General features: G+C 57.1%; 11 protein-coding genes. 6 read left to right on the forward strand and 5 right to left on the reverse strand.

All coding sequences use genetic code 11. The features are described 5' to 3' along the window. The first annotated feature begins 2 nt into the window (after positions 1 to 2). Both ACYBHZ_RS18195 and ACYBHZ_RS18200 read left to right on the forward strand, forming a co-directional pair. The gene (locus tag ACYBHZ_RS18195; protein WP_460275725.1) at positions 3 to 515 is read left to right on the forward strand and encodes a flavin reductase family protein; all 513 of its coding nucleotides are present in this window, start codon (positions 3 to 5) and stop codon (positions 513 to 515) included. A gap of 17 nt (positions 516 to 532) precedes the next feature. Continuing rightward, complete coding sequence (locus tag ACYBHZ_RS18200; RefSeq protein WP_460275726.1) at positions 533 to 1,576, forward strand: M29 family metallopeptidase; 1,044 nt, start codon at positions 533 to 535, stop codon at positions 1,574 to 1,576. Positions 1,577 to 1,646: 70 nt separating this feature from the next. Here ACYBHZ_RS18200 and ppaT read toward each other — a convergent pair whose 3' ends face one another. Continuing rightward, entirely contained in the window at positions 1,647 to 2,831 is a 1,185-nt protein-coding gene (gene ppaT / locus ACYBHZ_RS18205) for a pyridoxamine--pyruvate transaminase (protein WP_460275728.1), read from the reverse strand. Positions 2,832 to 3,064: 233 nt separating this feature from the next. Here ppaT and ACYBHZ_RS18210 point away from each other — a divergent pair, with 233 nt between their 5' ends. Together ACYBHZ_RS18210 and ACYBHZ_RS18215 are read left to right on the forward strand one after the other, a co-directional pair. Further along, positions 3,065 to 3,751, forward strand: a complete 687-nt coding sequence (locus ACYBHZ_RS18210; protein ID WP_460275729.1) for a FadR/GntR family transcriptional regulator — start codon at positions 3,065 to 3,067, stop codon at positions 3,749 to 3,751. Next, on the forward strand, positions 3,741 to 5,279 hold the full coding sequence (locus tag ACYBHZ_RS18215) for a GMC family oxidoreductase (RefSeq protein WP_460275730.1): 1,539 nt from the start codon (positions 3,741 to 3,743) through the stop codon (positions 5,277 to 5,279). Before ACYBHZ_RS18210 ends, ACYBHZ_RS18215 begins: the two co-directional genes overlap by 11 nt. Positions 5,280 to 5,918: 639 nt before the next feature. Here the strand turns inward: ACYBHZ_RS18215 and ACYBHZ_RS18220 are convergent. From ACYBHZ_RS18220 to ACYBHZ_RS18235, 4 genes are all read right to left on the reverse strand, one after another. Continuing rightward, a complete protein-coding gene (locus ACYBHZ_RS18220) occupies positions 5,919 to 7,016 on the reverse strand; it encodes an ABC transporter ATP-binding protein (RefSeq protein WP_460275731.1) in 1,098 nt (365 codons plus the stop codon). 4 nt (positions 7,017 to 7,020) lie between these two features. After that, a complete protein-coding gene (locus ACYBHZ_RS18225) occupies positions 7,021 to 7,914 on the reverse strand; it encodes a carbohydrate ABC transporter permease (protein ID WP_460275732.1) in 894 nt (297 codons plus the stop codon). Next, on the reverse strand, positions 7,907 to 8,779 hold the full coding sequence (locus ACYBHZ_RS18230) for a carbohydrate ABC transporter permease (RefSeq protein WP_460275733.1): 873 nt from the start codon (positions 8,777 to 8,779) through the stop codon (positions 7,907 to 7,909). The genes ACYBHZ_RS18225 and ACYBHZ_RS18230 overlap by 8 nt, the downstream gene beginning before the upstream one ends. A 180-nt stretch (positions 8,780 to 8,959) precedes the next feature. After that, complete coding sequence (locus tag ACYBHZ_RS18235) at positions 8,960 to 10,204, reverse strand: ABC transporter substrate-binding protein (RefSeq protein ID WP_460275734.1); 1,245 nt, start codon at positions 10,202 to 10,204, stop codon at positions 8,960 to 8,962. A 198-nt stretch (positions 10,205 to 10,402) separates the two neighbouring features. Here ACYBHZ_RS18235 and ACYBHZ_RS18240 point away from each other — a divergent pair, with 198 nt between their 5' ends. After that, complete coding sequence (locus ACYBHZ_RS18240; RefSeq protein ID WP_460275735.1) at positions 10,403 to 11,140, forward strand: response regulator transcription factor; 738 nt, start codon at positions 10,403 to 10,405, stop codon at positions 11,138 to 11,140. Then, positions 11,137 to 12,594 carry a sensor histidine kinase gene (locus tag ACYBHZ_RS18245; protein ID WP_460275736.1) on the forward strand — a complete coding sequence of 486 codons (1,458 nt, stop codon included), beginning with the start codon at positions 11,137 to 11,139 and terminating at the stop codon, positions 12,592 to 12,594. Before ACYBHZ_RS18240 ends, ACYBHZ_RS18245 begins: the two co-directional genes overlap by 4 nt. Positions 12,595 to 12,735 lie beyond the last annotated feature (141 nt).

Below are 12,735 nucleotides of genomic sequence, written 5' to 3' on the forward strand. Positions count from 1 at the left end.
TCATGTCGACGATTTTTCCAGAAGCTGACGTTACCGAAGGCCTGAAATCCGCAATGCGGCTCTATGCCTCTGGCGTCACAGTGATCACCGCCGGGCAGGGCGAGGGCCGCCGCGGCCTCACCGCGACCGCTTTTACTTCTGTCACGATGGATCCGCCGACCGTCTTGGTCTGTGTCAATCGCAACGGACAGGCGCATGACGCTATCGTCGACAATGGCCATTTCTGTGTGAACGTCCTTTGCGAAGAGGCGCGCGATGTGGCGGAGAGCTTTGCCGGTATGACCGGGAAAACCGGGGCGGAGCAGTTCGAAGGGTTTGAGTGGATCGAAACCCGTGTCGGCGCGCCAGCCTATGCTTTCGCGCAAGCCGCCATCGCCTGCAAGCTGACGCAGACCGTCGAAACGGCCAGCCATTCGATCTTCATCGGTGAGGTCTGCGAGGCCGCAACCAATCCCGACCGGACACCGCTTTTGCATTTCAACCGAGGCTTTCACGCCATCGGTGCCCTCAAATAACGCTCTAGGAGAGACTTATGTCGATCAGTAACGCAGATTTCGTCATCGCTTGGAAAAATGTGCTTGAGCAATGCCAGCTCAAACCCGGCGAGCAGGTTGCGATCCTTACATCCGATGACAGCAACATGCAGATCGTCGAATGCGCGCGCACGGCCGTGGGACTATTGGGCGGCATCATCACCATGATCAACCTTCCGATGATCAATGGCGACAAGGCCTTGTCGCGTGACAAGTCTGGCTATGTCGGCCAGACCACGCAGCTGGGTCTCGGGGTCAACACGGCGGCGCTTGCGGCGTTAAAGGCCTCTGATCTTGTGATCGACACGCTTCAGCTGCTCTTTTCCCACGAACAGGAAGAGATCTTGAAAACCGGTACGCGCATGCTTCTGGCTGTCGAGCCGCCGGAAACCATGCTCCGAATGATCCCCTCGCCGGAAGCGAAGAATAAGGTGATCGCTGCCAATAAATATATGGAACCTGCAAAGGAAATGACCGTTACCTCGAAAGCCGGAACGGATTTCAGTTGCAAGCTCGGTCAGTACCCGGTGCTCCTGCAATACGGCTTGGCCGATGAGCCGGGGCGTTGGGATCACTGGCCGAGCTGTATGATTGCACGCTGGCCCGATGAAGGGTCCGCGGAAGGGCTGATCGTGATTGATGAGGGCGATATTTTGCTCCCGTTCAAACGCTACGCCGCCGACAAGATCTATCTCACCATCGAGAAAGGGTTCGTTACGAAAATCGAAGGCGGCTGGACGGCGGAGTACATGAAGAGCTTCATGGATAGCTTTAACGATCCCGACGCCTATGCCATGGCGCATGTCGGCTGGGGCTTGGAGAACCGTGCCAGCTGGACCACGCTCGGGCTTTATGATCGTGAAGCGGCTCTGTCGATGGATGCGCGCTGTTTTGCGGGCAACTTCCTGTTCTCGACAGGACCGAACACGGAGGCGGGCGGGTCGCGCGACACGCCATGTCACCTCGATATTCCGCTGCGGGGCTGTTCACTGTCTTTGGATGGTGTGCCGATGACCAAAGACGGGGTTGTCGTTCACGACTAAGTCTTAGTCAGGTATCAAAGAAAAGGCGGCCTCTCGGGGCCGCCTTTCGTTTTGGTCTGTTGCTAAGAAATTAGCCTCTGATCACAGCCTCAGCGGCGACGACGGCCGCGCCGATATCCATCGGTTTGTTCATGATCTCGCTCAACGCGCCGCCCAGAGCGGTCAGTGCCAGAATGCTGTAGAGCGGATAGGCCGTTGGCCCCATGTGGCCGACGCGCACAAGTTTGTTGAAGGTTTCCGCGCGCCCCGACGAGATCACCACGCCGTACTGTTCTTTCATCTTGTTGCGCAGTTCGGTTTCATCCACGCCTTCTGGCAATTTGATCGTCGTGCAGGTCGGGGAGGCGATGTCTTCGCGTGCGGCCCAAAGATCAAGCCCCATGGCTTTCACACCAGCCCGCATGGCCTCCGCTGTTTTGGCGTGCCGCGCCCAGACGGCTTCCGGCCCCTCTTCGAGATAGCGATCAACCCCGGCCTCAAGCCCGTAAATTTCTGAAACGGAGGGGGTGAAGGGGAAGCCCTCGGAAGCTTTCCATGCGTTTTTCCAATCGAGAATGGATAGGATCGACGCGCGCGGTGCGGCCGGATTGGCTTCCATCTTGGCCCAAGCTTTTTCGGACACGGTCAGGATGGACAGAGCTGGCGGGCAACCCAAGCATTTGTTGGGGCCGGTCACGAGCACATCAATACAGCAGGCTTCAATGTCGACTTCGACGCCAGCCCATGCAGAAACGGAGTCAACGATATAAAGCGCGCCATGGTTGCGCACGATATGACCGATGTCTTGGATCGGGTTGATGGTGCCGGAAGGGGTGTCGTGATGGCAGATGGCCACGACGGCGGTGTCGGGGTTTTCCTCAAGGAACGCTTCGACCGCTTTCGGGTCAATCGCATCGTTATAAGAGGTTCGAATCTCGTGGAACGACCCTGCGCGCGGCTTCAACCATTCCCCGTAACCAGCGCCGTAAACGCCTGAGGCCAGATTGAGCACCTTGTCGTCCGGGGCCACAAGAGAGTGTGCGGCAGCTTCCAAACCAAGCACGGGCTCCCCCTGAAGGACGATCGGGACGTCCGGCGCACGAAGCGCTTGGCCAAGCTTTTTCATGACGCGTTCATAGAGCGCCATGAATGCCGGGTCGTAGTCGTAAAGCACGGGTTTTCCCAACGCAGAGAGTACCTCGGGGTAGCAATTGACCGGTCCGGTCGTGAGAGTGAAAAGCGCGGGAACCTCCGCTGCCTTCTGGGTATGTGTCATGAATGTCTTCCTGTTGTCTGAGCGGCCTAAAACCTCTTGTGAGATTTGGGAAAAAGCCGCGCACCTACACCAAGGCATAAGTGCTCAACCAAACTCAACCATAATTTGACCATTTATGTTTTTTTGGTTGCGATGCGCTGAAAATTCCACCAATATTGACGAAACTCACTGATCTGACACGGGTTGGAGGGGCAATGAGTTCGGTGCAGTGATCGCGAGGAGGACAGGTTTGCATGAGTGAGCAGGAAGTAGGAAAAAACGTGGACAAGGCCATGGAGTTAACAGAACAGCTCCGTTCGATGCTGAAGGAGGCAAGCGAACTTGCTCCCGAGCGCATTTTGGCCGAGCAACTCGGGGTTTCCCGTCACACGCTCCGCAAATCTTTGAAAACGCTTCGCGACAGCGGCGAACTCACACCTGCCAAAAGCGGACGGCGCGCCAGTTCTGAGACGCGTTCGACAAGCACGAAACTGGTGCAATCGACCAATCCGCTTGAAGTTATGGAAATGCGCCTCATGATCGAGCCTGCACTCGCGCGGTTGGCGGCGCTTCGGGCGTCTCCCGACGAGATCGCCCGCATTTTGCAGACAGCGCATTCGCCGAAAGAAATGAGCCCCGCACAGGCCGACCAAGATTTCCACCGGGCGGTGGCCGCAGGGTCACGCAACAGTCTCGCGTCGGAGCTGCACATCCTTTTGCACCGCGTTCAGCACGACGCGCGGCTGCGCTTTACCGACAGTGATGCCGATGAGCAAAAGACGGACGCCCGCGTGAAAATGCGCGACGCGGAACACCAACGGATCGCGGAAGCAATCGCTGACCGCGACGCACTTGAGGCAGAAAAGGCAATGTACGAACATCTTGAACGCACGCAACGCAAGCTGATGGGGCTTGGTCTGAGGTCCGGCGATGCCGCATGACGCTGATATCCTGATCCTCGGGGGGGGGTCGGCAGGCTGTATTCTTGCAGCGCGATTGAGTGAAAATCCGGATGTGAAGGTGACGCTGATCGAGGCCGGCGAAGAGGCGAAAGATCCCGACATCGTGAAACCGGATATGTGGCCGTTTATTCAGGGGCGCGATTTTGACTGGGATTTCGAGACGACGCCGCAGCCCGGAACGGCGGGGCGCGTCCATCGCTGGGCGCGGGGCAAGGTGCTGGGCGGGTCCAGCAATCTACATGCGATGTTCCATGTGCGTGGTCATGCCGAGGATTTTGCGCGTTGGGCGGAACTGACGGGCGATGAACGCTGGAGTTTCGAAGGGCTGCTGCCGCATTTCAAGGCGACCGAGAGTTGGAACACTGGCGGCGATGAGCTGCACGGCGGTGATGGGCCGATGCCGATCATGCTGCCGTCTGAGCAAACCCACCCGCTCGTTCGCGCCTATATCGATGGCTGGGTCGAACTCGGCATGCCGCGCCTGCATGACCATTGCGGTCGTGAGCTGATCGGGACTGCGCCGAATGCGCTTATGATCCGAGACGGCAAGCGCGTGAGCGTCGCAGATGCTTGGCTGACCGAAGAGGTTCTCGCCCGTCCCAACCTCACCATCGTCAAGAACAGCCCCGTGCGTCGCCTTGTTCTGGAGGGCACGCGTGTCAAAGCGGCCGAAATCCAACGCGGCGATGAGTTGGAGTTTTACACCGGCGATCATGTGATCCTGTCGTTGGGGGCCATTGGCAGCCCGCTGACCCTTATGCGCTCCGGCGTCGGTGATCCCGAGGTGCTGCGCGCAGCGGGCGTTGAGTGTGTCCTTGAGCGGCGTGAGCTTGGGAAGAATTTGCACGACCACCTGCTTGGGGCGGGCAATATCTATCGTGCGAAACAACATGTCGGGCCGTCCAAGCTACAGATTTCCGAGTCTCTGAGCTATCAGGCGGAAGATCCGACCCAAACGACCGGCCGCCCCGATATCGTGGTGGGCTGCGTTGCGGCTCCGAGCGCGTCCGAGATGCTCACAGCGCCAGAGCTGGGGGAAGGGTTCACGCTCTTGTTCGGGGTGACGAACCCGACAAGCCGCGGCGAGCTTTACATCACGGGGCCGGAGCTTTCGGATCAGCCGGTGATCAACCCGAACTATCTGCAGACGGAACGCGACCGCCACCTGTTCCGTGTGGCGCTTGTGCGGGCCCGGATGGTGGGGCAGAGCGAAATGCTCGCGCCATGGGTGGCTGAGGAAATGCATCCGACGGCCAGTGATCTTGAGACTGAAGAGGCGATGGATGCCTTTATTGCAAAGGCTGTCATCACACACCATCATCCGGTTGCGACCTGTCGTATGGGGGCTGATGCAGCATCGATTGTCGATGCCAACCTTGCGATGCGTGGTCTCGACAACCTGTCGATCGTGGACTCCTCTGTGATCCCCGAAATCACCGCCGGTCCGATCCATGCCGTGGTTATGGCAATCGCGGAAAGCTTTGCTGCGTCGTTTCTCAAAACTTGAGTGCCGCAAGTTTTGAGAAACAGTTTAGCCGTCGCACGCCATGGATCATGAGGGGGAAGTTTTGGAAAGCTTTGTCACAAAAGCATGGGCAAGAGGCTTGGCCTGAAATCCTTAAGAAAAGCAAAGCGCAAGTATGGACGACCAGTCACGCCTCAAACCAAATTGCGGACTGAACCGTGCCGTCGCTTTCTCCGAGTGTCGTGGTCTTTGCTCGGGATAAGGGACAGGGCCATCAGACTGCACTCAACGCTCGGGTATCTGAACCCCAGCCAGCTCGAAGACGGCGACGCTACTTTCGAAAGTACTGCGTGAGATATGCGTCTCAAAAATCAAATGGCTGAAAATTCCATCATGTGGAGCGTTTGCGGTGATCTTTGGAGGTGGCAAAACATTGCCCACGAGAGCTACACGGCAGACCTGAGCCCGCTTCACCACGCAATAGGTCTTCCAGATGAGGTAAAAACTCGGCGCAACCTGACGTCTGCGCCGAGTTTTTTTCGTGTAATGCGCTCTGCCGCAGAGATATTAAAGCGTTTCTACTTAAACCTGAATCAGGGTTTGAGCAGAAACGCGGAGCAACGTCCAAGCGGAGCGGGCGTTTCGACTTTATGTGATAGATCAAGTTAAAGTCGAAACGCTTTAGTTCAGCCTTTCTCCTGTCTCTGGTGAAAAATAGGAGACTTTCGACAGATCGAAGGCCAAGGCGCGGGTTTCTCCTGCCACAGCGCCGGTTTCGGCGTGAAGACGTGCGGTGATTGGCTTGCCGCCCAATATGGCCGTCACATAAGTGTCGGCGCCGGCTGGTTCTACCATGTCGAGATGGCATTCGGCTTCTTGTACATCGCTGCCGGCTCTAAACCCGGCTTCGGCAATGTCTTCTGGGCGAAGGCCGACAATGACATTGTCAGGCAGGCTGTCCGCATGATGATCGCGAAGCATCATTGGCGCTGCGCCGATGCGGTCGATCTCCACAACTATGCCGTCGCTGTTCTTGTGGGTTCTGGCCGGGATCAGGTTCATCGCCGGGCTGCCCATGAAGTCTGCCACAAAGAGGTTGGCGGGCTTGTTGTAGATCTCGGAAGGGGTGCCGATTTGTTGCACGATACCAGATTTCATCACAACGATTTTGGTCGCCAGAGTCATGGCCTCGATTTGGTCATGGGTGACATAGACCATCGTCGCGCCCAGATTGTGATGGAGTTTCTTGATCTCCGAGCGCATCTCAACCCGTAGTTTTGCATCGAGGTTTGACAAGGGTTCGTCGAAGAGAAAGAGCTTTGGGTCGCGAACCAGTGCGCGTCCCATGGCCACGCGTTGCCGCTGTCCGCCCGAGAGTTGGCCGGGCCGCCGTTTGAGCAAGGGTTCGATCTGAAGCTGTTTCGCCACTTGTGCGAGTTTGCGATCCTGCGTCTCCTGATCCGCGCCTCTGACCTTCATGCCGAAAGTGATGTTCTTGGCCACAGACATGGTCGGGTAAAGCGCGTAAGATTGGAACACCATTGCGATGTCACGATCCTTGGGGCTGACATGGGTCATATCCCGCCCGTCGATGGCGATGGAGCCGCCGGAGATTGGCTCCAACCCTGCGATGCAGTTCAGAAGGGTGGACTTGCCGCAGCCCGAAGGACCAACAAGCACGAGGAAATCTCCTGGTTCGATGACGACATTGATGTCTTTCAGGATCTCGGTGGACCCGTAGCTTTTGTAGAGATTGCGGATGTCGAGAATGGGTGCCATGGGATTATCCTTTGACCGACCCGGCGGTGAGGCCGCGAATGAAGTATTTGCCAGCAACGACATAAACGAGAAGGGTGGGGAGACCTGCGATGATCGCTGCAGCCATATCCACGTTGTATTCCTTCACCCCGGTTGTCGAATTGACGATGTTGTTGAGGGCGACCGTGACGGGCTGAGTGCCTGCCTGAGAGAACGAGACGCCAAAGAGGAAGTCGTTCCAGACTTGTGTGAACTGCCAGATGACGGTGACCGTAATGATGGGCAGCGAAAGCGGCAGGAAAATCGACCAGAAAATCCGAAAGAACCCGGCACCGTCGACCTTTGCTGCTTTCACCAACTCATCCGGGATGGACACATAGTAGTTGCGGAAAAACAGTGTTGTGAAACCCAAGCCATAGATGACGTGGACGAAGATAAGTCCCGGAATGGTCCCCGCAATTCCCATCAGACCTAGCATGCGCGCCATTGGAAGCAGCACGACCTGAAACGGGATGAAACAGCCGAACAGCATGAGCGAAAAGATCAGGTTTGCACCTTTGAACCTCCACTGAGCGACGACATACCCGTTCAGCGCTCCTAACAGCGTCGAGATCAGGACGGCAGGTACGGCGATTAGCATTGAGTTCCAGAAGTAGGGGCGCAGACCCTCGCATTGAATGCCGGTGCAGGCCCCGGACCATGCTGTACGCCAAGCCTCCAAGGTCAACTCGCGCGGGAAGGCGATAAGGGAACCCGTGCGGATTTCCTCAAGGCTTTTCAAGGAAGTGGTGACCATCACGAAGAAGGGCATGAGATAGAAAAGGGCGAAGAGGCCAAGAATGATGAACAGCAGCCAGCGCAGCGTGGTTTGGGTCCAGTTGCGGTTGGCCGTTGTGGCAGAGGGTGCAAAATCAGTCATGTTTCACCCTCAATTCGGAATAGAGGTAAGGGACGATGATCGTGAAGACGACGCCCATCATGACCATAGCGGACGAGGCTGCCTGACCTATATCGCCCCGCGAAAACGCCATCGCATACATATATGTCGCAGGCAGGTCGGTTGCGTAACCGGGGCCACCGCCGGTCAGCGCGACGACGAGGTCGAAGCTTTTGACCGCGAGGTGCGCCAGCACGATGAAGGCCGACAAGAAAATCGGGGCCATGGATGGGATGATAATGGCGGTGTAAATGCGCCAAGTCGGAATCCCGTCGATCTGCGCGGCTTTGATGATCTCTCCATCGACAGACCGCAGGCCGGCCAGAAACAGCGCCATGACAAAGCCCGAAGCTTGCCAGACGCCTGCGAGGACCACGGCATAGATTGCCATATCGGGGTTGATCACCCAGTCGAAGGTGAAGCTCTCGAACCCCCAGCTTTGGACCATTTTCTGAAGCCCGAGGCCGGGATTCATGATCCATTTCCACGCGGTGCCGGTCACGATCATGGAAAGGGCCATTGGATAGAGGTAAATCGTACGCAATAAGCCTTCTGTTCGGATGTTCTGATCCAGCATGATGGCGAGCAACAGGCCCAGAACCATCGACACCCCGATGAAAAGCCCGCCGAATAGAAACATGTTCGAGAAGGCCGTGTCCCATCGCGGTGAGGCAAACAGCCTGTCGTATTGGATGAAACCGACGATGTCGTATTTCGGAAGAAGTTTCGAACGCGTCAGCGAGACCCAGGCGGTCCAGCCGATGAAGCCGTATACAAACAAGAGTACGGCTGCAAATGAGGGGGCAAGCACCATTTTGGGGACGTGACGTTCAAGCCAATCTGTCATTTTTCTACCTAAAGCGTTTTTCGTTTCATCTGAAACAGATTGAGCGAAAAACAGTTGCCACACTGTATTGATGTTGTTGCGTCTCTCAAAAAGGAGGGCCTCGATTTTTGAGAAACGGTCTGTCTCGGATAGAATTGGTCTCCGCATGAGCGAGCTCGCGCGGAGACCGGGAGGGTCAGGTTACATGGAGTTGGCGACGGCCTCGGCCAGCATCTTTACAGCGTCCTCCGAGGACATATCCGAGTTGAAATGTGCGGTGACAACATCAGTGATTGCACCCGATTGCGCGCTGCGAAGAGCCATCCCGTGAGCGTAGGACGGGAGCAGGGCGCCATTCTCGGAGCTCGCGGTCATTTCTTCAGACGAGAGTTTCGCACATGTGTCGAAGTCATCCAGCGACACGTCGGTCCGAACCGGGATAGAGCCTTTGTTCAGGTTGAACACCTTCTGGAAGCTCGGGCCGACAATCAGCTCGGCCAAAAGCGCCTGACCGGCCACTTTGTCTTCCCCGTCCACATCGAACATCGCAAAGCTATCGACATTGTACAGGAATCCGTCGCCAGGGGTCGATGCACAGAGGAAGTCTTCACCCGGAATTTTACCCGCGGCGAGGAATTCCCCCTTGGCCCAGTCCCCCATGATCTGGAACGCGGCTTCGCCGTTCATCACCATTGCGGTTGCGAGGTTCCAGTCCCGGCCTGAGAAATTGTCATCCACATAGCCACGCATTTTGCGCATCTGGTCAAAGACGGCGATCATGTCGGGCGAGGTCAGCGTATCGGCGTCCAATTCGACAAAGGCTTTGTGAAAGCCTTCTGGTCCAAGGATACCAAGAGCAACGTCTTCAAATACGGTTGCGTCCTGCCATGCCTGGCCACCATGTGCCAACGGCGTGATGCCGGCTGCCTGAAGCTTGTCAGCCGCCGCGTTGAATTCGTCCCAAGTGGTCGGCATTTCAATGTCATTGGCTTCCAGCACATCAGCGTTGGCCCAGATCCAGTCCACACGGTGCACGTTCACCGGAGCGGCACACCAGCTGCCATCGCATTTCATATGTTCGGCGATTGCCGTCGGCAACACGTCAGACCAGTGGTTCGCTTCGGCCACAGCCGAGATGTCAGCCAGCACGCCTTCTTCATACCATTCCTGAATGGCGGGACCTTTGAGTTGAACGGCGGCCGGTGCGTTGCCTGCGAGCACGCGGGCCCGCAAAGCGGTCATTGCCGCATCCCCACCACCGCCTGCGACGGGCATGTCGGTCCAGGTGCCGCCGTTACTCGCGAATTCTTCTTGAAGAACGGCGACCGATTTGGCTTCGCCGCCGGATGTCCACCAGTGCAAAACCTCCGCTTGAGGTTCAGCAAAACTTGCAACCCCAACAGAAAGAGCCACGGCCGAAGTGGCCGCAAGAACGGAATAATTCATAGTATATCCTCCCATGGGCGCACGTCCTCCACGGCGCCTCACCCTTCAGTGTGAAGAAAGTAGGGCGATCATTTCAAGTCTGACGGAAGGCGAAACCGCATAAAATGCGCTGTTTTGTTACGGATTGTTACGAAAGCGATGGAATCTGTTGTATCGTCTATCGTCGCACAGGACATTGAAGTTCGAGGAGGCGGGCTGATGACGATACCGCGTTTGTTGGTCGTCGAGGACGACGAAGATATGCGAGACATGCTTATGCAATTCCTGCGTCGGCATGGTTTCATAGCGCTGCCTGCGCAAACAGAGGCCTCGATCCGGGCCGAGATGCAGGCGGGACGCATCGATCTAATCGTGCTTGATGTCATGTTGGGGGACGAGAACGGCATCGACATCTGCAATCGCCTGAGGGCGGAGCAAGACGTGCCGATCATCATCGTCTCGGCACTCTCTGCCGACCATCAGCGTATGGCTGGATATGAAGTGGGAGCCGACGATTACGTGGCAAAACCCTTTAATCCGGATCTGCTTCTGGCCCGCATCAGAGCCGTTCTGGCCCGCGCAAATCGCTCTTCATCTCTGATCTATCGACGCAAGACGCGTGTCTTTGGTTTCGCGGGCTGGAGTTATGACGCAAAATTGGATGAAGTCCGTTCTCCGCAAGGGTTTCAAGTCGCACTGTCATCTCGTGAAACCCGGCTTTTGAACGTCCTGCTGGCAAATCCACATATCCCTCTCACGCGCGAGGAAATCGCGCTCGCTTTGGACGTGACCGGGGATGGCGATAACGCGGATGCTTCGGGCCGTGCCATTGATGTGTTGGTGGGGCGTTTGAGAGGCAAAATAGAAAATGACCCCAAAGCGCCGCTGCTTTTGCGCACTGAGAGAGGGGTGGGGTATGTGTTTGCGGTCGATGTGACCGAAGAGGACGCAGCGTGAGGAAAACGCCGACTTTGCGTGTCTACGGGACGAGCTTGATCTTGATCGGCGCGTTGGTCGGCATCATTGCAGCCAGTTTGTGGCTCTTGTCCGGACGCGCATGGCAGGCCTATCTAACGCGCGCTGAGATGGCTGGAATTGGCATATATCAAACATTGCGTTTGGGCGATCCTGCGCCGGAAGGCGTGGAGATTACGTCCCTCAATGCCGCTGACAGTGCATTCGCAAGCCAAGGCGCCTTTGCCAGACTTTCTATCGCTCCCCGTCCGTCCCACATCACGGTCTTAACACTTATCGAAGAAACGCAGGATCCCTTGTCCGGCGAGGCGCTGACCGTTGCGATCCTTTCAAATCGGCTGAACTATGCTGTCGGCGAGGTGACCGGAGCGCGCACGGTCACGCGGCAAGTGGGGGCTTTGACCCGCCTTATGGCCAGCTATTGCTCCGAACCGGTCCTGGTGGTCCGTCGTGCAGAGGGGCCATGGCTGTTGGTCAAAGGCCCATCGGTCTGGAACTGTGATGCGGCGCCAAGCGATCTGCGGCTCGGTGCATTGCTCTCTGCCGCTGTCGCTTTGCTGATTTTGGTGACCAAGATGGCGAATGCGGCGCAACCTTTTGAACGGATCGCGCAGGCGCTGAGATCAAGAACATTGCGGGGTGGCCCTGACGTTTATGAAGCCAATGGTCCGCGCGAGCTGCGCGAGATAGTTGATGCCATCAATGCAAACCTTGCCGACGAACGCGCTCGGCTGGAGAAGCGGGCGGTCGTGCTGTCCGGTGTGTCCCATGATCTCGGAACTCCCGCGACACGGCTTCGGCTGCGGGCCACTCTCATATCTGATCCAAGTCTGCGATCAAAGTTCGAGGCAGATATCGCCCAGATGACCAGTATGATTGAAAGCGTTCTGACCTACACCCGCTCGGAACTTTCCACCGAAAGCCCGCGCGACCTCTCCCTGACATCACTCGTTGAATCCGTGGTGGCGGATTATCAAGATCTGGGCGCGCCGGTTGAGCTTGTGCCCGTCGAGCACGCAGGCGCGACCGGGGTCGGATCGCTGTTTTCAGCAAACCGTGGTCACGGCAAAATGACAGATCCAGCGCGCATTTTGGTGGCAGCGCGGCCAGTGTCGCTGACACGAGCGATTTCCAACCTTATCGACAATGCGCTGAAATATGGCCGTGCGGCCCATGTTTCGCTGACGGCTGATGCTCATGAGGCGATCATTTCCATAGAGGATGAAGGGAATGAGACGTCTTTGGACAAGATCGAAACCTTGCTTGCGCCGTTCACGCGTGGCGAGAATACCGGTGGCATTGACGGGGTCGGGCTTGGCTTGACCATCGTCGGGACGGTCGCGGAAAGCCACGGTGGACGGTTGGAGTTTGACATCGGCCAACGTGGATTGGTGGCCCGCTTGATTATCTCTCGTATGGGCGAAAGGGGAGGGTGAAGCCCTTCTTACAGAAGTGAAGAGTTGCATGCCGGGGCTGATGCGGTTGCCGTGATCTTGTCCTGAAGGTCTCGAAACTTTGCCGCTTCATTCCCGCGGCTGACCCATTCCCTCCAGCGCCACTTATTTGGCGATTCACCC

The organism is Celeribacter sp. ULVN23_4 (assembly GCF_054788345.1).